General features: G+C 72.6%; 18 protein-coding genes and 2 tRNA genes. 18 read left to right on the forward strand and 2 right to left on the reverse strand.

Annotation, left to right across the window (positions count from 1 at the left end; all coding sequences use genetic code 11):
* Positions 1-15 precede the first annotated feature (15 nt).
* From obgE to J116_RS19515, 9 genes are all read left to right on the forward strand, one after another.
* The gene (gene obgE / locus J116_RS19475; RefSeq protein WP_023588746.1) at positions 16-1,452 is read left to right on the forward strand and encodes a GTPase ObgE; all 1,437 of its coding nucleotides are present in this window, start codon (positions 16-18) and stop codon (positions 1,450-1,452) included.
* A gap of 275 nt (positions 1,453-1,727) precedes the next feature.
* Positions 1,728-4,007, forward strand: coding sequence for a glycosyltransferase family 4 protein (locus tag J116_RS28730; protein ID WP_023588747.1), 2,280 nt, complete (start codon positions 1,728-1,730; stop codon positions 4,005-4,007).
* A gap of 313 nt (positions 4,008-4,320) precedes the next feature.
* A complete protein-coding gene (locus tag J116_RS19485) occupies positions 4,321-5,832 on the forward strand; it encodes a bifunctional cytidylyltransferase/SDR family oxidoreductase (RefSeq protein WP_028964274.1) in 1,512 nt (503 codons plus the stop codon).
* A 139-nt stretch (positions 5,833-5,971) separates the two neighbouring features.
* Positions 5,972-8,122: a hypothetical protein gene (locus J116_RS19490; RefSeq protein ID WP_051203564.1), complete on the forward strand. Its 2,151-nt coding sequence runs from the start codon at positions 5,972-5,974 to the stop codon at positions 8,120-8,122.
* Positions 8,123-8,327: 205 nt separating this feature from the next.
* Entirely contained in the window at positions 8,328-9,464 is a 1,137-nt protein-coding gene (proB, locus tag J116_RS19495) for a glutamate 5-kinase (protein WP_099048180.1), read from the forward strand.
* Positions 9,465-9,586: 122 nt separating this feature from the next.
* Entirely contained in the window at positions 9,587-10,108 is a 522-nt protein-coding gene (locus J116_RS19500) for a hypothetical protein (protein WP_023588751.1), read from the forward strand.
* A 500-nt stretch (positions 10,109-10,608) separates the two neighbouring features.
* A complete protein-coding gene (locus J116_RS19505) occupies positions 10,609-11,910 on the forward strand; it encodes a glutamate-5-semialdehyde dehydrogenase (RefSeq protein WP_028964275.1) in 1,302 nt (433 codons plus the stop codon).
* 98 nt (positions 11,911-12,008) lie between these two features.
* Positions 12,009-12,542, forward strand: coding sequence for an SCO2584 family spore wall biosynthesis protein (locus J116_RS19510; RefSeq protein ID WP_023588753.1), 534 nt, complete (start codon positions 12,009-12,011; stop codon positions 12,540-12,542).
* A 495-nt stretch (positions 12,543-13,037) separates the two neighbouring features.
* Entirely contained in the window at positions 13,038-14,234 is a 1,197-nt protein-coding gene (locus tag J116_RS19515) for an SCO2583 family membrane protein (RefSeq protein ID WP_023588754.1), read from the forward strand.
* A 658-nt stretch (positions 14,235-14,892) separates the two neighbouring features.
* Here J116_RS19515 and J116_RS19520 read toward each other — a convergent pair.
* Positions 14,893-15,972 carry a M48 family metallopeptidase gene (locus J116_RS19520; RefSeq protein WP_023588755.1) on the reverse strand — a complete coding sequence of 360 codons (1,080 nt, stop codon included), beginning with the start codon at positions 15,970-15,972 and terminating at the stop codon, positions 14,893-14,895.
* A 214-nt stretch (positions 15,973-16,186) separates the two neighbouring features.
* On the opposite strand from J116_RS19520, the gene J116_RS30145 reads away from it, so the two are divergent.
* The 8 genes from J116_RS30145 to J116_RS19550 all read left to right on the forward strand — a co-directional run bounded on the left by J116_RS30145 (position 16,187) and on the right by J116_RS19550 (position 20,938).
* On the forward strand, positions 16,187-16,351 hold the full coding sequence (locus tag J116_RS30145; protein ID WP_023588756.1) for a hypothetical protein: 165 nt from the start codon (positions 16,187-16,189) through the stop codon (positions 16,349-16,351).
* Positions 16,352-16,404: 53 nt separating this feature from the next.
* Positions 16,405-17,025, forward strand: coding sequence for a nicotinate-nucleotide adenylyltransferase (nadD, locus tag J116_RS19525; RefSeq protein ID WP_028964276.1), 621 nt, complete (start codon positions 16,405-16,407; stop codon positions 17,023-17,025).
* 19 nt (positions 17,026-17,044) lie between these two features.
* Positions 17,045-18,988, forward strand: a complete 1,944-nt coding sequence (locus J116_RS19530; protein ID WP_023588758.1) for an LCP family protein — start codon at positions 17,045-17,047, stop codon at positions 18,986-18,988.
* A gap of 69 nt (positions 18,989-19,057) precedes the next feature.
* The gene (gene rsfS, locus J116_RS19535) at positions 19,058-19,534 is read left to right on the forward strand and encodes a ribosome silencing factor (RefSeq protein ID WP_051203566.1); all 477 of its coding nucleotides are present in this window, start codon (positions 19,058-19,060) and stop codon (positions 19,532-19,534) included.
* The gene (locus J116_RS19540) at positions 19,531-20,184 is read left to right on the forward strand and encodes a histidine phosphatase family protein (protein WP_028964277.1); all 654 of its coding nucleotides are present in this window, start codon (positions 19,531-19,533) and stop codon (positions 20,182-20,184) included. Before rsfS ends, J116_RS19540 begins: the two co-directional genes overlap by 4 nt.
* Before the next feature lie 73 nt (positions 20,185-20,257).
* Positions 20,258-20,330, forward strand: a tRNA-Ala gene (locus J116_RS19545).
* 206 nt (positions 20,331-20,536) lie between these two features.
* On the forward strand, positions 20,537-20,701 hold the full coding sequence (locus tag J116_RS28735; RefSeq protein WP_023588761.1) for a hypothetical protein: 165 nt from the start codon (positions 20,537-20,539) through the stop codon (positions 20,699-20,701).
* Between the two features lie 3 nt (positions 20,702-20,704).
* A complete protein-coding gene (locus tag J116_RS19550; protein ID WP_023588762.1) occupies positions 20,705-20,938 on the forward strand; it encodes a hypothetical protein in 234 nt (77 codons plus the stop codon).
* 58 nt (positions 20,939-20,996) lie between these two features.
* Here J116_RS19550 and J116_RS19555 read toward each other — a convergent pair whose 3' ends face one another.
* Complete coding sequence (locus J116_RS19555; RefSeq protein ID WP_023588763.1) at positions 20,997-22,268, reverse strand: glycosyltransferase 87 family protein; 1,272 nt, start codon at positions 22,266-22,268, stop codon at positions 20,997-20,999.
* 146 nt (positions 22,269-22,414) lie between these two features.
* Between J116_RS19555 and J116_RS19560 the strand changes: the two genes are divergently transcribed.
* A tRNA-Ala gene (locus J116_RS19560) sits at positions 22,415-22,487 on the forward strand.
* The last annotated feature ends 22 nt before the right edge of the window (positions 22,488-22,509 follow it).

Below are 22,509 nucleotides of genomic sequence, written 5' to 3' on the forward strand. Positions count from 1 at the left end.
TGGAGGCACCCCACCATGACCACCTTCGTGGACCGCGTCGAGCTGCACGTCGCCGCGGGTAACGGAGGCCACGGCTGTGCCTCCGTCCACCGGGAGAAGTTCAAGCCGCTCGGCGGCCCCGACGGCGGCAACGGAGGGCGCGGCGGCGATGTGATCCTCGTCGTCGACCAGTCCGTGACCACGCTGCTCGAGTACCACCACTCCCCGCACCGCAAGGCCACCAACGGCAAGCCCGGCGAGGGCGGCAACCGCTCCGGCAAGGACGGCCAGGACCTGGTCCTCCCGGTGCCGGACGGCACGGTCGTCCTCGACCGGAACGGCGAGGTCCTCGCGGACCTGGTCGGCCACGGCACCCGGTACGTGGCGGCGCAGGGCGGCCGCGGCGGCCTCGGCAACGCCGCGCTGGCCTCGGCCCGCCGCAAGGCGCCCGGCTTCGCGCTGCTCGGCGAGCCCGGGGACGTACAGGACATCGTCCTGGAGCTGAAGACCGTCGCCGACGTGGCGCTGGTCGGCTACCCCAGCGCCGGCAAGTCCTCGCTGATCTCCGTGCTGTCCGCCGCCAAGCCCAAGATCGCGGACTACCCGTTCACCACCCTCGTGCCGAACCTCGGCGTCGTCACCGCCGGCTCGACCGTCTACACGATCGCCGACGTGCCCGGCCTCATCCCCGGCGCCAGCCAGGGCAGGGGCCTCGGTCTGGAGTTCCTGCGCCACGTCGAGCGGTGCAGCGTCCTCGTGCACGTGCTGGACACGGCCACCCTGGAGTCGGAGCGCGACCCGGTGTCCGACCTGGACATCATCGAGGAGGAGCTGCGCCAGTACGGCGGGCTCGACGACCGGCCCCGCGTGGTCGTCCTCAACAAGACCGACATCCCGGACGGCAAGGACCTCGCCGACATGGTCCGCCCCGACCTGGAGGCACGCGGCTACCGCGTCTTCGAGGTGTCGGCCGTCGCCCACCTGGGCCTGAAGGAGCTGTCCTTCGCGCTCGCGGAGATCGTCGCCAAGGCGCGCGCCGCGAAGCCGAAGGAGGAGGCGACCCGGATCGTCATCCGCCCGAAGGCCGTGGACGACGCGGGCTTCACCGTCACGCGCGAGGAGGACGGGCTGTACCGGGTGCGCGGCGAGAAGCCGGAGCGCTGGGTCCGCCAGACCGACTTCAACAACGACGAGGCCGTCGGCTACCTCGCCGACCGCCTCAACCGCCTCGGTGTCGAGGAGGAGCTGATGAAGGCCGGTGCCCGTGCGGGCGACGGCGTCGCCATCGGCTCCGAGGACAACGCGGTCGTCTTCGACTGGGAGCCCACCATGATGGCGGGCGCCGAGATGCTCGGCCGCCGTGGCGAGGACCACCGTCTGGAGGCCCCGCGCCCCGCCGCCCAGCGCCGCAAGGACCGCCAGGCGGAGCGGGACGAGGCCGAGCGCGAGTACGACGAGTTCAACCCCTTCTGAGAGGAGGGCTTCTGATCCTTCGTCAGAAGCCGTCCGCTGGAAGGGACATCGGCGGGGTCGCCTGAGGGTGGCCCCGCCGCTCGCGTATGCCCCGCCCTTCGCGTATGCCGGCGTCCCGCGCGCCGCCCGGTGCCGGGGCGGTCACCGCCCGACGCGCGCCGCCCGGCCCCGGGCCGGAGAATGGGCTCTGGCCTGCACAACCTTTCCCATACCGGCACCGTCTAGCATTCCGGGCGCCCATGCGGTGCGCCCGCAGGCACACACATGGGGCACCGGTGAAGATCTCTTTCCTCATCCACACCGTCTACGGCATCGGCGGCACCATCCGCACCACGCTCAACCTCGCCGAGGCGCTCGCGGAACGGCACGAGGTCGAGATCGTCTCCGTCTTCCGGCACCGGGACATCCCGCTCTTCACGATCGACCCGCGCATCACCGTCGTGCCCCTGGTCGACACCCGCCCCAAGTCCCCGACCTGCGAGAAGGACCACCCCGACCAGCTCACCCCGGCCGAGTTCTTCCCCCGCGCCGAGGCACGGTACAAGGAGTACAGCAGGCTCACCGACGAGCGGGTCCGCGCCCACTACGCGCGCTCCGACGCCGACGTGGTGATCGGCACCCGCCCCGGGCTGGTCGCGTACGTCGCGCGGTTCGCGCCCGAGGAAGCGGTGCTCATCGGCCAGGAGCACATGACGCACAACCACCACAAGCCCGCCCTGCGCGAGGAGCTGCGGCCCCACCTCGAAGCGCTCGACGCCTTCGTGACCGTCTCCGAGGGCGACGCGGCCGTGTGGCGCGAGCGGATGGACCTGCCGGTCACCCGGGTGCTGTGCATACCGAACAGCGTCCCCGAGCCCATGGTCGCCCCGTCCGACCAGTCCGGCACGACCGTCGTCGCCGCCGGGCGGCTCTCCCCGGAGAAGCGGTACGACGTGCTGATCCGGGCCTTCGCCAAGGTCGTCGCCGTACGGCCCGAGTGGACGCTGCGCATCTGCGGCTGGGGCACCGAGCGCGACAAGCTGCGGCGCCACATCGAGACCCTCGGCCTCCACAACCACGTCTTCCTCATGGGCCCCCGCTCGCCCATCGAGCCCGAGTGGGTCAAGGGCGCCATCGCCGCGTCCACGTCACGGCACGAGTCGTTCGGCATGACGCTCGTCGAGTCGATGCGCTGCGGCGTCCCCATGGTGAGCACCGACTGCGACTACGGCCCCCGCGAGATCATCAAGGACGGGGAGGACGGCCTGCTCGTCCCGGTCGGGGACGTGGACGCCGTGGCCGCCGCGCTGCTGCGGCTGATCGAGGACGAGGGGCTGCGCCGCCGCATGGGGGAGGCGGCCCTGCGCAACGCGCGCCGCTTCGACCCGTCGGTCGTCGCCGAGCGGTACGACGCCCTCTTCACGGAGCTGGGCGCGGGGACGCGGAGGCGGGGCGCGGCGGCCGGTGCCGGTACGGGGGCGGCTCCTGGGGCGGGGCCGGCTCCCGGTGCGGATGCGGTTGTGGATGCGGGCGCGGCGGCCGGTGCGCCTGCCGAAGCCGAGGGGCGTGTAGGTGCCGGGGCCGGGATACGGGGCCGGGGCGCCGCGTCCCTGAGCGGCGCGCCGACCGGGGGCGGTGCCCACAGCGCCGTACCGGACGTACAAGAGGAGTCTCCGCGCGAGCACCCGGCCGACGACGGCCACGAGGACGACGCGGGCTTCGCGCCCGTCGCGGACTGCGTCGCCGAGGCGGACGGCTCGCTCACCGTCACCCTGCTCGCCCCGCCCGCCGCGGCCGCCCACCACGACGCCCCGTGCCTCGTCGCCGTACTCCAGGGCCCGCAACCGGTCGAGCGGACGTACGCCTTCCGGCCCGACGGCACCCTCACCATCCCCGCGGGCGACGATCTGGCCGAGGGCAACTGGGAGTGCCACGTCGAGCACGCCGCCACCGGCGCCCGCGCCCCGCTCACCGCGCGCGCCGTGGACCAGCGCGGCTCGCTGCGCCCCGCCGACCGGATGGGCCCCGGCGACGGGGTGCGCCACCTCGTCCCGTACCGGCGCCCCCCGCGGCACCTGCTGGAGCTGCGCTCCTGGGTGCGGGCCGTGCACGCCGAGGCGGGCGACATCGGGCTCACCGACGACCACGCCACCCTGACCGGCCGCCTCCTCGGGCCCGTCACGGACCGGGCGGACCGGCCCGAGCTGGTCATGCGCCGGTACGACAGCCACGAGGAGGCCGCCGTCCCCGGGACCTGGCTGCCCGGCGACCGCTTCCGGATCGCGCTGCCCTGGGGGGAGCTGGCCGGTCGGCGCCGCCGCGAGCAGGACACCTGGGCGCTGTGGCTGCGGTACGCCCCCGACCGGCCGCCGGTGAAGGTCGCCAGGCTGCTGGACGACGTGGTCGCCAAGGCGGACGTCTTCGCGTACCGGCCCGTACGGCGCCACAAGCGGCGGCCCCTGCTGCTGGCGCGCCGCCTCGTGCGCAAGGTGCGGCGGCAGCCCCAGCTGATGGTCGAGCTCACGCTCCGCCACGACGGGCACAACGCCCTGTACGTCCGGGTCACCGACGCATGACGCCCCCGGCGCCGCGCCGCGCCCCGGGTCCGCTCCCCGCGGCGTGCGGTCCGACGCGCGGGCCGGCAGGTGAGGGAGTGGTCGCGGTCCGTACACCCCCCGCTCGCGCCGGGAGCACAGGATCTCCCGAACCGCCGGATCATGTGCTCTCCGTCACGACAGCGTCTCGTTCCGGCCCCGCCAACGAGGCTGGCCACACGGTGAACTGCCGGTGTCCGGCAAGCTTCCGCCCCCTTCGTCCCGCCTTGCGAGACGGTAACGGAGGGTGCGACCATCAGCCCGTCCCCGAGCCATAGCAAGGTAGGTCGTCCCTGTGTCTGCGCCTCCGTCCGCGCCTCGTGAAGCCAAGACCCGCACCACCGCAGTCGTCCTCGCGGGGGGCACCGGCCAGCGTGTGGGGCTCGCGATCCCGAAGCAGCTGCTGAAGATCGCGGGCAAGGCGGTCATCGAGCACACGCTCACGATCTTCGAACAGGCGGACTGCGTCGACGACGTGATCGTGCTGATGGCGCCGGGTTTCGTGGCCGACGTCGAGAAGATCGTCGCCAAGGCGGGACTGGCCAAGGTCACCCGGATCATCGAGGGCGGCGCCACCCGCAACGAGACCACCGAGCGCGCCATCCGCGCCCTCGGCGAGGGCCTCGCCGACGGCGAGGACCTCAACGTCCTCTTCCACGACGCCGTACGCCCCCTGCTGTCACAGCGCGTGATCAAGGACTGTGTGGCCGCCCTCGACCGCTTCCAGGCCGTCGACGTCGCCATCCCGTCCGCCGACACGATCATCGTGACGCGCACGCACGGTGAGGACGGCGAGTTCATCACGGACGTCCCGGACCGCTCCCGGCTGCGCCGCGGCCAGACCCCGCAGGCGTTCAAGCTGTCCACGATCCGCCGGGCGTACGAGATCGCCGCGGGCGACCCCAACTTCCAGGCCACCGACGACTGCTCCGTCGTGCTCCGCTACCTGCCCGACGTGCCGATCCACGTCGTGCCCGGCGACGAGTACAACATGAAGGTGACGCAGCCCGTCGACGTCTTCATCGCCGACAAGCTGTTCCAGCTCGCCTCCACCGCCGCCCCCGCCCAGGCCGACGAGGACGCGTACCGCGAGCTCCTCTCCGGCCGGACCCTCGTCGTCTTCGGCGGCTCGTACGGCATCGGCGCCGACATCGCCGCCCTCGCCGAGCGGTACGGCGCCCACGTCTACGCCCTCGGCCGCTCCACGACCGGCACCCACGTCGAGAACCCGCAGCACGTCGAGGATGCGCTCGCCAAGGCGTACGCCGAGACGGGCCGCGTCGACTACGTCATCAACACGGCCGGCGTGCTGCGCATCGGCAAGCTCGCCGAAACCGACAACGCCACCATTCAGGAAGCCCTGAACGTCAATTACCTGGCGCCGGTGCAGATCGCGCGTGCCTCCTACAAGTACCTCGTGGAGACCAAGGGGCAGCTTCTCCTCTACACCTCCTCCAGCTACACCCGCGGCCGCGCCGAGTACAGCCTCTATTCGTCCACCAAGGCCGCCATGGTGAATCTCACGCAGGCCCTCGCCGACGAATGGGCGGCCGACGGAATCCGGGTGAACTGCGTCAATCCGGAGCGGACGGCGACCCCGATGCGCACCAAGGCGTTCGGCCAGGAGCCCGCCGGTACGCTGCTCTCCTCCGAGGCCGTCGCCCGCACCTCCCTGGACGTCCTCCTCTCCGAACTGACCGGCCACGTCATCGACGTACGGCAGCAGGACCCGACCCGCGCGGCGGGCGAGGCATCCGGATTCGAGCAGGCACTGGCGGCCGTCCTGGACCGCCAGGAAGATGTGTAATACTCGCAGGATGTGAATTCCCGGGCCCCTGCATCAGCGAGCATTCGCGAATGCGGGGGCCCGCTCGGTGAAGCCCCACCTTCACGGAGCCAAAAAGCCTTGTGAAACAACCGGCATCCCCGTCTGGAGCAGGTTCTACGTGATTTCGACCGTCATTCGACTGGCCCGAGTGGGCAGCGGGTCGGAGCTGGCCGCGGCAGTCCTTATGGGACTCGGATTCCCGTGCGTCATGCTCGCCGCGCTGATCCCGGACATCTGGCTGTTCGCGGGCGCCGGCGCCGTCACCTACGCCGCCGACTGGTACCTGCACCAGAAGAAGAGCTATCTGGTCAACCGCCTCAACAAGGTCCGCGCCGGGCTGCCGATCCGCTTCCTGCTGCGCCAGCTGCTGCTGATCCTGCTCCTCGCCCGCGAGGGCCTCGCCGACCAGCCGGTGTTCTACGCGACGGTCGCCTGCTTCCTGCTCTTCTACGGACTCCAGGCCCCGCACGGCGCGCTCGCCACCTTCATCCGGCTCCGCCGCACCATGCCGGTCGTCACCCGCAACGTGGACCTGCACGGCGTGCGCATCCCCGACGCCCCGCCGCGCGCCCTGCTCCACCGCGCGGGCGAGAAGATGCTCCACCTCGACCTGCCCGCCGTCGCGGGCATCGTCGCCGCCGCCGTCACCGGCCGTGCCGTCCTCGCCTACGCGGGCGCCGCCACCACCCTGGCCCTCGGCGCGCTCTACATCCTGCTGCTCGTCCCGCACGCGCGCCGCAAGCGCCGCGTCCCGGGCGCGGGCGCCGTCCTCAAGGCCGTCGACACCTGGCTGCGCGAGTACCAGCCGACCGCCGCGCTGTACTTCTCCGGCTCCGACGACGCGGCGTACCAGGTCAACATGTGGCTCGACACCATGGAGCAGGTGGACGGCCGCCCGATCATCATCATGCGCGAGCGGAACCTCGTCCCGAAGCTGGGCGACACCGCCGTACCCGTCCTGTGCATCCCCGGCGGCCAGCACATGATGGCCCGCGACTGGTCCACGCTCCGCGTCACGCTCTACCCCGCCAACGTCGGCAAGAACATCCACATGCTGCGCGTGCCCACCTGCAAGCACGTCTTCATCGGCCACGGCGACAGCGACAAGCTCGCCAGTGTCAACCCGTTCTCCAAGGTGTACGACGAGGTGTGGACCGCGGGCCAGGCCGGCCGCGACCGGTACGCCCTCGCCGACGTCGGCGTCCGCGACGAGGACATCGTGGAGGTCGGCCGCCCCCAGCTCGCCCCCATACAGCGCTGGACGGGCACGCCCAAGAACCCCATCCCGACCATCCTGTACGCCCCCACCTGGGAGGGCTGGGACGGCAACCCGGGCAACACCTCGCTGCTCCTCGCGGGCGAGAACATCGTCCGACGCCTGCTGGACGCGCCGGACCCGGTCCGCGTCATCTACAAGCCGCACCCGTTCACGGGCCTGGTCAACAAGAAGGCCAAGGCCGTCGACGAGCGCATCCGCGCCATGGTCGCCGAGGCCGCCGCGCGCCGCGCCGCCGACCCGCGCTGGGTCCGCGAGGCCGCCGCCGCGCAGGCCGGCCACGCCGCCGCCCGCGCCGAACTGACCCGTATCGAGGCCCGCCTCGCCGAGCTTGCCAGCCCCGGCCGCAAGGGCACCGACGAGGCCGAAACCTCCCGCGTCTCCCTCGCCGACCCGCACCGCCTCGCCGAGGTCAAGCGGCTGCGCGCCGAGTGGGACGACGCCTACTGGCGCTCGTTCGGCTGGTGGGAGCACCGCGTCGTCACCGGCGCCCAGCCCCATCTGTACGACTGCTTCAACGAGTCGGACGGCATGGTCTCGGACATCTCCAGCGTCGTCTCCGACTTCATCGCCAGCGGCAAGCCCTACGCGGTGACCGACTCCGCCGACATCGGCGCCGACGAGTTCCGGCGGCAGAACACCGCCGTCCGCGCCGCGGTCGTGCTGTCCAACAGCGCCGCGGAACTGGACGAACTGCTCGCCGCCGTCGCCGACCCGGCCGCCGACCACATGGCGGAGGAGCGGCGCGCCCTCAAGCGGTACCTGCTCGGCCCCGACGAGCCCACCTCCATGGAGCGGTTCAACGTCGCCGTACGCGCGCTGACCGCCAGGGCCGAGGCGCGCAACGAGGGCGTCGCGCAGCGGCTGGCCGGACAGTCGATCGGTGAGCTGGACCGCGAGGACGGCGCCGCGCCGCTGGGCGTCGGCGACGACAGCCCGGAGGCCGTGGCGGAGGAGAACGGCGCCGCCGCCGAGCCGACGGCCGTGGGGTGACCGCTGCGGCGGAGGGCTGACCGCTGGGGCGGTGGCCCGACCGGCTGCCCCTCCGCAGGTGGCCGGACGGCCCGTACCCGCCCTTCCCGGGGCGCGTACGGGCCGTTTGGCGCCACCGGACCGACCGGCTCCGGGACTGTCCAAAAACCTGTCCACCGGGTGGAACGGCGCGCGCCCACCCGCCCCGCTGGCATAGATTCGCCACGTGACACAGGCAAGGCAGTACGTGACGGAAGCCCGCAGGATCGTCGTCAAGGTCGGTTCGTCCTCCCTGACCACAGCGTCGGGCGGCCTCGACGCCGACCGCGTGGACGCGCTGGTGGACGTACTCGCCAAGGTCCGTGGCGCGGGCGACCGGGAGATCGTCCTCGTGTCGTCCGGCGCCATCGCCGCCGGTCTCGCGCCGCTCGGCCTCGACCGCCGCCCCAAGGACCTCGCCCGGCAGCAGGCCGCCGCCAGCGTCGGCCAGGGACTCCTCGTCGCCCGCTACACCGCGTCCTTCGCCCGCTACGGCGCACGGGTCGGCCAGATCCTCCTGACCAGCGACGACATGAGCCGCCGCGCCCACTACCGCAACGCGTACCGGACGCTCGAACAGCTCCTCGCCATGGGCGCCATGCCGATCGTCAACGAGAACGACACGGTCGCCACGGACGAGATCCGCTTCGGCGACAACGACCGGCTCGCCGCCCTCGTCGCCCACCTCGTCCGCGCAGACCTGCTGGTGCTGCTGTCCGACGTGGACGGCCTCTACGACGGCGACCCCAGCCGCCCCGGCACGTCCCGCATCGAAGAGGTCCGCGGCCCCGAGGACCTCGCCGGCATCGAGATCGGCTCCGCGGGCAAGGCCGGGGTCGGCACCGGCGGCATGGTCACCAAGGTCGAGGCGGCCCGCATCGCCGCGGCCGCCGGAATCCCCGTCGTCCTCACCTCCGCCAGCCGCGCCGCCGACGCCCTCGCCGGGCGGGACACCGGCACCTACTTCCACCGCACCGGGCGCCGCTCCGCGGGCCGACTGCTGTGGCTCGCGCACGCCTCCGCCCCGCAGGGCGCCCTCACCCTCGACGAGGGGGCCGTACGGGCCGTCGTGCACGGACGGAAGTCGCTGCTGCCCGCCGGGATCGCCGCCGTCGAGGGCGAGTTCGGCGCCGGGGACCCGGTCGAGCTGCGCGACGGCCAGGGCCGCGCCGTCGCGCGCGGCCTCGTCAACTTCGACGCCAAGGAGATCCCGCAGCTCCTCGGCCGCTCCACCAAGGAGCTGGCGAGGGAGCTGGGACCGGCGTACGAGCGCGAAGTCGTACACAGGGACGATCTGGTCGTCCTGCACCCCTGGAACGGCTGAAAGTCGGGTCAACCGCCGGGCACCTTCACCAAAACGCCCCCACGTCCCGCTCGGGACTGGTCAACTTTGTCCGGGGGGCAAGCGGGGTGACAGCACGACAACGCATCAACAGGAGGCCGCCGGTGAGACGAGCGCGCCCAGGGGCCGGGCCCCGCGGGACGACCGAACGTGCCTTGACCAGTGTCGAGGCCGGGGCCGATTTCGACGACGCCGCGCTCCGGTCCGTGACCGGTCGCGGCGCCACTGCGGGAACGGGCACCCGTACGGGCCCGGGGGCGGCCGACCGCACCCCGGACCGGCCGGTGTCCAAGCTGTGGCACATCACGCTGAGCGTGTCGGGCCGGGAAGCCCCGCTGGCAGAGGTCCGGCGGGCGCTCGAACAGCTCGCCCACGACCATCCGTTCCTGCTGACCAGCAGATACGCCACCGATCACGCCGAGATCCGGTACTGGGAGGAGGCCCGCGACCTGCACGACGCGGCCGCCGTCGCCCTGCGCCTGTGGGGCGAGCACCGGCAGAGCGCCAAGCTGCCGCCCTGGGAGATCGTCGGCCTGGAGGTCATCGACCGCGAGACGTACCACCAGCGCATCGCGGAGGGGTACGGGCCGCCGCCCGCCGCACCGGTCGGCGTGCACCCGTACTGATTCGGCCACACTCGGGCCGTGGGCCCGCCCCGGCCTCGAGCGGCCCGGCCGCGCGACCGGTTCCAGCCCCGGACCGGGCTGCTGGTACCAGGGCCCGGACCGGGACGGAGCCGCAGGTTCGGTACGGGCGGGAGGTGGCTCGGTGCCGGTGCGGGGCTGGAAACCGGGTCGGCTCGTGTCGGCGCGGGGGGGCAGCCTGGGGTCGGCCCGGCCGCTGGGCCAGGGTCGCTCGGCCGCTGGCTTGCGGGTGGCCCGGGGCCGATGGGCCGCTGGGTCGCCCGGTTCCTGGTTCGCGGGTGGCGCGGGGCCGCCCGGTCGGGCGGGGCCCGGTCGCCGGTGGACGGCCGGTTCGAGGTCGGCGCAGCGCCCGGACCTGCGGCGGAGCGCCCTGGCGAGCTGCCCCCTGCCGGGTGCCCGGAAGGGCGTCTCGGGTGTCTCGCAGAGCGGGACGGAGCGGGACATATGCGGGATGCCCGCGGGGAGCGCATTACCCTGCGGGCATGACCTCGCAATCCGCCTCCCCGTCCATGCACCCGTACGACGACATGTCGCCGGTGGCGCGGGCCGCCTATCGGGCCCGTGCGGCCGCCGCCGACATCGCGCCACTGCCGCGCGCGGCGAAGGACGACGCGCTGCTGGCCATGGCCGACGCCCTCGAAGTCCGCACGGCCGAGATCGTCCAGGCGAACGCCGAGGACGTCGCCAAGGCCCGGGAGGCCGGCACCAGCGAGTCCGTCGTGGACCGCCTCACCCTGACGCCCGAGCGGGTGCGCGCCATCGCCGCCGACGTCCGGCACGTCGCCGCCCTGCCCGACCCGGTCGGCGAGGTCGTGCGCGGCTCCACCCTCCCCAACGGCCTGGACCTGCGGCAGGTCCGCGTCCCGCTCGGCGTGGTCGGCATCATCTACGAGGCCCGGCCCAACGTCACCGTGGACGCCGCCGCCCTCTGCCTGAAGGCCGGCAACGCCGTCCTGCTGCGCGGCTCGTCCTCGGCGTACGCCTCCAACACGGCCCTGGTCCGCGTCCTGCGCGACGCCGTCGGCGGCGCCGGGCTCCCGGCGGACGCCGTGCAGCTGGTACCGGGCGAGTCCCGCGACTCGGTGCGCGAGCTGATGCGGGCGCGCGGCCTGGTGGACGTCCTCATCCCGCGCGGCGGCGCCTCCCTGATCCGCACGGTCGTGGAGGAGTCCACCGTCCCGGTCATCGAGACCGGCACGGGCAACTGCCACGTCTACGTCGACGCCGAGGCCGACATCGACATGGCCGTGGACATCCTGGTCAACTCCAAGGCGCAGCGCGTCAGCGTGTGCAACGCCGCCGAGACCCTCCTCGTCCACCAGGACATCGCCCCCAGGTTCCTGCCGCGCGCCCTGGACGCTCTCGCCGAGGCCGGTGTGACCGTCCACGGCGACGAGCGCGTCCTGCCGTACGCCGACGGCTCCAAGGCCACCGTCGTCCCGGCCACCCCGGACGACTGGGAGACCGAGTACCTCTCGTACGACATCGCCGCCGCCGTGGTCGAATCGCTGGACGCCGCCGTCGCCCACATCCGGCTCTGGACCTCCGGTCACACCGAGGCGATCGTCACCACCTCGCAGGCCGCCGCCCGCCGGTTCACCCAACTGGTGGATTCCACGACAGTCGCCGTGAACGCCTCCACCCGGTTCACCGACGGCGGCCAGTTCGGCTTCGGCGCCGAGATCGGCATCTCGACCCAGAAGCTCCACGCCCGCGGCCCCATGGGCCTGCCGGAACTCACCTCGACCAAGTACATCGTCACCGGCGACGGTCACATCCGGTAACCGCCCCGCCCGGCCCGCCTTCGGGCCGCCCCGCCCGGCAGGGGGAGGTTGCGCACTCTCCCTGCCGAACGGTCCCGTCCGGGTCTACCCTGAGACACGTGCCGGACGACGTGGGGGGCAGGCCGTTCCCGGACGGCTGGGAGCCCGACGACGACCGCGGAGGCGCCGACGAGGAATTCGCCTCCGTGGTGTTCGACGAGGACTTCGTACGGGCCGCCGAGATCCACGAACCGTCCGCGGTCGAGCGGCTCGTCGCCGCCGCCCAGGCCCGCGCCGACGCGGACGCCGCCGGGACACGAGGCGGCTCCCCGCCCGACGACGACCCGTACGGCCCCGACCGTCACACGCGCGACGACCACGACGACGACTTCGAGCCGTACGACCCCGACGACCCCCAGGACCCGTACGGCCCCTACGGCGGCGCCCTCCGCCCGTACCGTCCGTCCAATCGCTGGTACCGCCCCGTCGCGTGGCTCGTCGCTCTCCTGATGGGCCTCGGCATGGTCGCCCTCGCCTTCTCCGCCGTGTACCGCGGCTCATCCGGTGACCGTGACGACCAGATCCCCACCCCGGCCAGCACCGACATCGCCCCGGACTCCATCACCACCCCACCAGTCCCCACAGCCCCCTGACCCTCGGGCTCCCCCCCCGCCCCCCGCCCCCTCCCCGCCCCTGTCCCGGCGGCCCCCCCGCCCCGCCCGGCCCTGCCCCCGGTCCCGGCGGCCCCGCACTTCCTGCCCCCGGCCGCGCCCTAACTCGGGGCTCCGCGTGCCCGCACGTCCTGACCCCCGCCCCGGCCGTCCCTACAGCCCTCTGGCCCCGCTCTCCCACCACGTCCGCCAGTGCCCGCGCCCTGAGCCCCGGCCACGGCGTCCCCGCGAGCCCATCCCCGGCCCCGGGAGTCCTCGCGGCCTCTGTCCTCACGATGTCGGTGGCCCGCAGAGCCCTTGTCGCCGGTCAGGCCCGCCTGCACCCAGCCCTGCCTACCCCTCTCGTCCCGGAGGCTTCGCGCCCCCTGTCCCACCGGTCCCACGCCTCGCGCCCGGCTGGTTCACGGCCGCCGCGGACCGCCCACTCGGCACCCGCCGAGGCGTTTACCGCACCCCCCACCGACCCACCCTGAAGGTATGGCAGGGAGTGCCGACCCGCCCGAGGGGACGCCCGACGGCACACCGGAGGGGTTCCCCGGCAGGAGCGAGGACGAATACCGGCCCGTCGTCTTCGACGAGTCCTTCGTTCGCGCTGCCCGCCTCCAGGAACTGTCCGCCCAGGAACGCATGAGCGACGACGACACCCCCGCCGTCCGCGACCGCCCCGGCCCCGACCACGGCGATCCCGCCCGGGCCCTCGACCGCGACGCCGCCTACGAGTACGCCTACGACCTCGACCGCCGCCACCACTGGCTCCCGGCCCGGCGGCGCGTCCACGGTCCGCGCCTCGGGGCCCTCATCCTCGTGCTGCTCGTCGCGACGGTCTTCGCCGCCGCCATCCACCTCGGCACCCGCTACCCGTACCAACCACCTCCCGACCTGCGAACCGAACCCCTGCGCGTCACCCTCGTCGCCCTGGCACCGACCGGGCCCGTACCCGGGGGCCGCCCCGGCGACCTCTACGCCCGGAGCCCCGCCGACCAGTACCGCCCCGGTGCCGCCGGTATCACCCTGCCGCCCGCCCGGCGCACCGCCCACTTCTCCCAGGGGCAGGTCATGACCGCCCTGACCATCGCGAAGGACTTCCTCTTCCGGTCTTCGCTCGACCCCGACACCCTCACCGGCGACAGCACCCGGCCCGTCCGGCTGCTCATCGATCCCGACCAGCTCGCCCAGTTCGACGCGAGCGTCGAGTCCCCGGCCGCCGACGGCCGCCACGCCACGGGCGGCTGGCTCGTCCGGTTCGACCCGGCCCACGCGACCCTCGCCGACCCCGGCGTCCGCGTCCGAGGCACCCTCCAGGTGACCGAGACGTCCGCCGACGTCCTGGAGGTCACGTCGGACCACACCTTCGCCTACGCGCTGCGCCCGCCGGGCCCGGGCACCGACCCGGACGACGCCTCGCTGTTCACCGTCCGCCGTGAACTGCGCCTCCGCTTCGACCGTGACGACCTGCGCATGCACCGCGCCGAGCTGGTCACCAGCCAGCTCCAGGCCGGTCCCATGGACTGCTCCGCCGACCTCTCCGGAGCCCTACGGCCTCTTCTGGCCGGCGAACGCCCCACGACGACCGCCCCGCCGGTCACCGACCCCTACGCACCCACCCCGGCGACGGCGACGGCGACCCGACTCTGCGCCACCCTGTCCCCGAACAGTCAGCCCTCCCCTCCGTAGCCACCACTCCTCCCAGGCGGGCAGCAGCTCACCGCAGGTCGGAAGGAAGCGCGCCCGTAACGCCCGGGAAGATCACCGCAAGACGTTCTGGGAGGATCACCACAAGACACGACTCAGCCGGACCGAACCGAGTCCCGGGGCCACAGGGGTGCTGCCCGGCGGCACCTCAGCGCCCCCGCCCCCGGCCCCCACGCATCGCCTGGCGGGGCCAATCCGCGCATCGCCCTGGAAGTGCCAACCCGCGTATCGTCCTGGCGGGGTGAGCCCGCGCCGCGACGGGCTCATGCCCAAGCTCGGCCGCGCCCAGTTCCAGCCCAGGCGCCGAGCCGCGCGCCCGGCCCAGGGGACCAAGCCGTGCTGGCTCTGCCCGGGCCCGGCACAGGTCCAAGCGGGCGCCCAAGCCCGGGGCACGCACTCCGCCCGCAGCGGGCTCCGGCGGCCGGTCCTCCACCGAACCACGCCCCGCCCCCGGCCTGGGACCAGGCCCAGCCGCCCTTCCAAGCCCAGCCGGGCCCAAGCCAAGCCCGAGGCCCAAGCCAGGCTCAACACCAGGGCTCAGAGGCCCGGCCGCCCGCAGTCCCAGCCGGGCTCGGGCCCAGTCCTGGCCCGGGCGGCCGACCTCCGGCCCAGGACGCGGCCGACGTGGCAGCGGGGGCGATCAGGTTGTGCCCGGGCCGCCGGACTTCTCGTCGCCGCCCGGAGCCGAGCGGCCCCCCGGCGTGCCGGTGAACTTCTCGAAGAGCTTGCCGCCCAGGTCACCGGCGCCACCGGCTATGTCGCCGACCAGCTTCATCAGCGGATCCTTGCTCGCGCGCACCGTGTCCGCGTAGTGGCTCGCCGACTCGCGGAAAGAGTCCGTGACGGACGTGTCCTTGTCGTCCGACCGCCGCGGGTAGTGGCCGTCCATGATCCGCTGGTAGTCGCGGCTCTCCGCCCACTTCTTCAGCTCGGCCGCCCGCACCGTCGTGAACGGGTGCGAACGCGGCAGCACGTTCAGGATCTTCAGCACGGAGTCGCGCAGGTCGCCGGACTCCTCGTACTCCTCCGCCTGCGCGAGGAACGCGTCCACGTTCATCTCGTGCAGGTGGTGCCCGCCCGCCAGCTTCATCAGGCCCCGCATCGACGCCTGGAGGTCCTGGCCGACCAGCAGCCCGGCCCGGTCCGCCGACAGCTCCGACTTGCGGAACCACTCCCGCAGCGCCGTGACGATCGCCATGACCGCCACATTGCCGAGCGGGACCCACGCCACCTTCAGCGCCAGGTTGGTGAGGAACAGCAGCACCGTCCGGTACACGGAGTGGCCCGAGAGGGCGTGCCCCACCTCGTGGCCGACGACGGCCCGCATCTCCTCCTCGTCCAGCAGCTCCACCAGCCCGGTGGTGACCACGATGATCGGCTCGTCCAGGCCGATGCACATCGCGTTGGGCTTGGGGTCCTGCGTGACGTACATCGACGGGACCTTCTCCAGGTCGAGGATGTAGCAGGCGTCCCGCAGCATGTCGTGGAGGTGGGCGAACTGCGCGTCGCTCACCCGCACGGAGTCGGAGAGGTACAGCAGGCGCAGGCTGCGCTCGGGCAGCAGCCCGCTCAGCGCCTTGAACACCGTGTCGAAGCCGCTGAGCTTGCGCAGGGCGACGAGCGCGGAACGGTCCGCGGGATGCTCGTAGGCGCGGGAGGAGATGCCGGGAAAGCGCCGGCGCGCACGGCTGGGCACGTTCTCACGGCCGGTCTCTGTCATGGTTGCCCCCATTTTCGTACGAGATGTGACTCGTCCCCCTGACAGACCTCAGCGTAGGCGGTGCTTCGAAAACCCGCCGAGGCTGTGGATAACGGCCTGTGGACAACGGCCAGTGTCAAGACAACGCCTGAGTCGGCGTGAGGGTGCCCGGACCGCCCGCATACGATGTGCGCGAAGTCTCCGCTCCGACTCCGATGGATAGGTCCCGCAGAAGATGAGCAGCCTCCACACCGCCGCCGCCCACCTGGTCACGCTGGCCGAGGGCTCCGAGCACCACGGCAACCACGAAAGCCTCAACCCGTACGTCACCGGTGGCGGCGCCCTCATCGCGCTCCTCCTCCTGCTCTGGATCACCACCCGCTTCAACCGCGACCGCTGAGCCGGCGACCGCCGGGACCGGGCCGTATCGCCGTGCCGTTAGGCTCTGCACGCATGGGAGAGCAGGAAGTGCCGAGAAGTCCCGGCAAGCGCCGCCTGGGCGTGATGGGTGGGACGTTCGACCCGATCCACCACGGACACCTGGTGGCCGCCAGTGAGGTGGCCGCCCTGTTCCACCTGGACGAGGTGGTGTTCGTGCCGACCGGGCAGCCCTGGCAGAAGAGTCACAAGACGGTGTCCCCGGCCGAGGACCGCTACCTCATGACGGTCATCGCCACGGCGTCGAACCCGCAGTTCTCGGTCAGTCGCATCGACATCGACCGCGCGGGCCCCACGTACACCATCGACACCCTCCGGGACCTGCGCGCTCTCAACCCGGACACGGATCTGTTCTTCATCACCGGCGCCGACGCGCTGTCGCAGATCATGCCCGGCTGGCGCAACGCCGAGGAGCTCTTCTCGCTCGCCCACTTCATCGGGGTCACCCGCCCCGGCCACGACCTGTCGGACGACGGCCTGCCCAAGGGCGGCGTGTCCCTGGTCGAGGTGCCCGCGCTCGCCATCTCGTCGTCGGACTGCCGCGAGCGGGTGGCGCAGGGCGATCCCGTCTGGTATCTCGTGCCGGACGGTGTGGTCCGCTACATCGACAAGCGTCAGTTGTACCGGGGCCAGTGAGCTACGGAGAGGGGCACCGGTGAACGACCAGAACAGCCAGTACGACCCGTACTACCCGCCGCAGCCGCAGATCGTCGGCTACGACGAGTACGGGCAGCCGGTGTACCAGCAGGTCCAGCAGACCCAGCAGCCGCTCCCGTCCCAGCAGCCTCAGGCGTCCGAGGAGCAGGGCTACGGATACGGCTACGACCCGTACGCGCAGGCGGCCCAGCCGTACCCGGAGCCCCAGCCGTACCCCCAGGACCAGCGGTACCAGGGCTACGAGGAGCGGGCGCAGGGGCAGGGCCAGCAGGGCTACGGCGGGTACGACCCGTACGGCTCCCAGCAGTGGCAGACCCCGCAGAACCCGCCTACGCCTCAGGCCCCGCAGCCACCCCAGGCCGCGCAGTTCCCGTACGCCTCCCAGGTCCCGCAGCCCCCCGCCGCCCGGTCGTCGTCGGCCCAGCCCGCCCCGTCCACCAGCCCCGGCCAGGTGGCCGCGCCCGCGGGCGTACCCGAGCAGCGCCGCCCCGCGCCCGACGCCGACGGTTCCACCGAGCCGCCCGCGGAGCGCCCGGCCCCCGATGCCCCGCGCACCGGCCGTCGCGCCGCCGCCGGCGACCGCCGCACCGCCCCCAGTGACCGCCCGGACCCCCGTGACAGCCGGGACTCCGGAGACGCCAAGGGAACCCGGGAAGAGCGGGACACGAGTGACGGCGGGGACTACCGGACCGAGCAGTTCGCCTTCGTCGACGAGTCCAACGAGGAGTCCGAGGACGTCATCGACTGGCTCAAGTTCACCGAGAGCCGCTCCGAGCGCCGCGAGGAGGCCAAGCGGCGCGGCCGCAACCGGATCGTCGCCCTGTGCGTCGTCCTCGCCCTTGCCCTCGTCGGTGGTGTCGGCTACCTCTGGTACGCGGGCCTGCTCCCCGGCTTGTCCAAGGAGGACGCCCAGCAGGGCACGGCCACGGCGACCGGCCCGCAGAAGCGTGACGTGATCGTCCTGCACCTGCACAACACCAAGGACGAGGCCACGTCCACGGCCCTCCTGGTGGACAACGCCACCACGAAGCAGGGCACCACCGTCCTGCTGCCGAACGCCCTCGCCGTCACGAACGACGACGGGACCACCACCACCCTCGGCAAGTCCGTCGACGACGACGGCTCCTCCGGCACCCGCGAGGCTATCGGCGCCCTCCTCGGCACGAAGATCACCGGCACGTGGCGGCTCGACACGCCCTACCTGGAGAACCTGGTCGAACTCGTCGGAGGCATCGACCTCACCACCGACGCCGAGGTGCCCGCCGCCAAGGAGGGCGAGGACCCCGTCGTGCGGAAGGGTGAGAACCAGACGCTCGACGGGCGCATGGCCGTCGCCTACGCCACGTACCGCGGGCCGGGCGAGTCCGAGACCGCCCAGCTCCAGCGGTTCGGCCAGGTCGTGCACGGGGTGCTCCGCAAGATGTCTGACGACCCCGAGAACGCCACCGTGACGGTCCGGTCCCTGGCGCAGATCCTCGACCCGTCGCTCCCCGAGAAGGACCTCGGCGCCTCGCTGGCCAAACTCGCCGAGCACGCCAGGACCGGGGCGTACAAGACCGCGCTGCTGCCCGTGCAGGGCGACGGGCGGCTCACCGAGGACGCCACCCGCAGCGTGGTGAAGGACATCCTGGGCGGCTCCGTCAGCCCTCCCGAGCCGGGCTCCGTGGTCCGGGTCGGCGTCCGCAACGCCAGCGGTGACGACGACGCCACGGAAACGGCTCGGATCGTTCTGGTCAACGGCGGATACGCCGTGATCGACGGCGGCAGGGCCGACGGCACGGAGAGCACCTCCGAGGTCGTCTACGCCGACGCGGCGCAGAAGGCCAAGGCGGAGGAGGTCGCCAAGACGCTCGGGCTCCCCGCGCGCGCCGTCCGCAAGGGCGAGGCCTCCGCGAACGCCGAAGTCACCGTCATCCTGGGCAAGGACTACAAGGCCGAGTGATGGTTTGCCGGGCTGTCGGCGGCACGTGAGACCCTTGAGGTGTCCTTGACCGCCGACGAAAGCCTGCTTGTGACCGCCACCTCCCGATCCATCGAGCTCGTCAACGCCGCCGCCCAGGCGGCCGCCGACCGGCTCGCGCACGACATCATCGCGTACGACGTCAGTGACGTGCTGTCGATCACCGACGCCTTCCTGCTCGCCTCCGCGCCCAACGACCGCCAGGTCAAGTCCATCGTGGACGAGATCGAGGAGCGGCTGAACAAGGAGCTGGGCGCCAAGCCGGTCCGCCGTGAGGGCGACCGCGAGGCCCGCTGGGTCCTCCTCGACTACGTGGACATCGTCGTCCACGTCCAGCACAGCGAGGAGCGCGTCTTCTACGCGCTGGAGCGGCTCTGGAAGGACTGCCCCGAGCTGCCGCTGCCCGAGGACGCCGTGAAGACCCGCGGCAAGGCCGCGGAGCACGCCGCGCTCACCGGCGCCGACGGAGCCGACGGCTTCGGCCCCGACGGCCTGCCCGGCGACGGAACGGACGGTGAGCTGCGCTGAGCGCCACCAAGGGCGGCAGGGGCCGCCGCATCGTCCTCTGGCGCCACGGCCAGACCTCCTGGAACCTGGAGCGCCGCTTCCAGGGCAGCACCGACATCGAGCTGACCGAGACGGGCCTCGCCCAGGCCCGCCGGGCCGCCCGGCTGCTCGCCGCCCTCAGGCCGGACGCGATCATCGCCTCCGACCTGAAGCGGGCCGCGGCCACGGCGGCCGAGCTCGCCGCGATCACGGGGCACCAGGTCAGCCATGACGCCGCGCTCCGGGAGACGTACGCGGGCGTCTGGCAGGGCCTGACCCACGAGGAGATCCTCGCCCGCCACGGCGACGAGTACCGCGCGTGGAAGCGGGGCGAGCCCGTACGGCGGGGCGGCGGCGAGCTGGAGACCGAGGTCGCCGACCGGGCGGCGCCCCTCGTGCTGGAGCACGTCGGGAAGCTGCCCGAGGACGGCACGCTCGTCGTGGTCAGCCACGGCGGCACGATCCGCACCACGATCGGCCGGCTCCTCGGCCTCGACCCGCACCACTGGGAGAGCTTCGGCGGTCTGTCCAACTGCTGCTGGTCGGTCCTGGGAGAGGGCGCGCGGGGCTGGCGGCTGCTGGAGCACAACGCCGGCACGCTCCCCGAGCCGGTCCTCGGCGACGACGACTGACCCGGATTTCACTTTCGGGCAGGTGACAGGCTAAAGTTCTTCTTGTTCGCAGCGCGGAGCGCGAAGAACACGAGGGGCTATAGCTCAGTTGGTAGAGCGCTTGCATGGCATGCAAGAGGTCAGGAGTTCAATTCTCCTTAGCTCCACAGTCAGGAATCCCGTCCCCGGCAGGGGGCGGGATTTCTTCGTACGGGCTCCTGTCCCTCCGCCTTCCCCGGTCCCTGCCGGCACTCTCCGGAGCTTCGCGGGACGGACGCCGTGCCTCTCACCTGACGTCGCTGCCGCCCCGCCGGGGCCATGGCAGAATCGGACGGCCGGAGGGGGCTACGGACCGGACGGGAGGGAGTGCGCGATGGCCGCCAGCAGATTCGAGGATCCCACCGACCGGCTCGTCACCACACAGGCGCGCACCGGCCTCGTCTGCCGTGCCTGCGGTTCCTCGGACGTCGCCCAGGTGCTCGGTGACAACGGCGGCGTGACCTACGTCTGCACGTCCTGCGGCCACAGCTGGAGCTGATCAATGGGTGCACACAGGCGGAAGTGCGACTGGTGCGGCAGTGGCACGCCGATCGTCCGCGACATGGAACCGGTCAACCCGGAGTACCAGTACTGGTGCGAGGAGTGCGCGCGGGCGCTGATCATAAAAGGCGACCCCATCGAGACGTACCGCGAGCTCGAAGGGGAGCCGATCTACGGGCGCCTGCTCGACGAGCACTGCACCCTCAAGCGCTTCTACTCGTTCGCGACGGCCTGAGCCCGTCCCTCAAGCCGTCTGCCCCTCAAGCCGTCCGCCCCTTCAAGCCGTCCGCCTCTCAAGCCGTCGGCCTCTCAAGTCGTCCTCCACCGGCCCGCGTCCGCGCGGTCCACACGGCGAACACGCCCAACAGGGCAAGACCCAGCAGCGTGTAGAGACCGGAGGCGAGCATCTGCCAGCCGTTCTGGTGCAGTTCGAGCCGTACCGGCGCGGGGGCGTGCGGCACCCACCACAGGGCGAACGACCCGAACACCAGCGCCGTCCCGGCCGTCCACGCGGGGTGGACGCGCGTGGCGAGCAGGATCAGCGCCGGCACGCACCACACCCAGTGGTGCGACCACGAGATCGGGCTCACCAGCAGCGCCGTCACCGCGCACGCCACCACCGCCACCGGCCGGTCGCCGCGCAGCGCCGCCAGCGCCGCCACGCAGACCCCGGTGAGCCCCACGACGGCCGCCGCGACCACCCACCACACCCCCGGGTCCGTCGTGTGCAGCAGCCGCGCCAGCACCCCGCTGAGCGACTGGTTGGCCGTCTCCTCGGTGCGGCCGACCCGACCCGTCTCGAAGATCATCTCGGTCCAGAAGCGGCGCGAGTCGTACGGGAGGACCACCGCCGACGCGACCGTCACCACCAGGAACGCCGTCGTCGCCCGCACCGCCCGGCGCAGCCACTCGTTCCACCACGGCGCGAAACCGTCGCTCCGCGCGCGTAGGACCCCCACAACGAACAGCAGCACCACGAAGAGCCCCGGTGTGAGCTTCACCGCGGTGGCGATCCCTATGCCCACCCCGACCCAGCGGCTGTCCGCCCGCCGCGTCAGGTCCCACAGCACCGCGACCGCCATCAGCAGATTGATCTGCCCGTACCGGAACGTCTGCCACACCGGCTCGCACCACACGAGGACCGCCGCCAGCCACAGAGCCGCCCCCGGCCGCGTCCAGAACGCCCCGCCCCGGCGCAGGGCGTCCGGCCCGTGCGACACCACCAGCCGCAGCGACAGATGCGTCAGCGCGACCAGCAGCAGCAGGTTCCCCAGCGTCGCGAGCGCCCGCATCTCGGACACGCCGACCAGCGTCAGCGGCGTGAACAGCAGCGCGGCGAACGGCGGATACGTCATCGGCAGGTTCGCCGACGTGGCCCGCATCGCGTACAGGTCCCCGCCCGCCAGGGCCGTCGCCCCCTCGGCGCGGTACACCGACAGGTCGAGCATCGTCACATGCGCGGCCCGCTGCGCCGCCCAGAAGGCGACGAACGACAGCAGGCAGGTGCCCAGAGCGGCCAGCGGCAGGCTCCGGACGCGGGTTCGTGCGGTCACGGTCGCGGTCACATGCGCCGACGCTACCCGCCCGGAGAGCTCCCCGGTCGGGGGTGTGGACAACCGATTTGGTGAACCACCGGGGGGACCGTGTAATGTTCTCTGTGTCGCCGCGAGGGAAGCCCGCCAGGGAAGCCGAGCAGGACGGCACACCGCAAGGGGCTATAGCTCAGTTGGTAGAGCGCTTGCATGGCATGCAAGAGGTCAGGAGTTCAATTCTCCTTAGCTCCACAGCCCGAGAAGGCGGGCCATC

Source organism: Streptomyces thermolilacinus SPC6 (assembly GCF_000478605.2).
In the GTDB taxonomy this organism is placed as follows: Bacteria; Actinomycetota; Actinomycetes; order Streptomycetales; family Streptomycetaceae; genus Streptomyces; species Streptomyces thermolilacinus.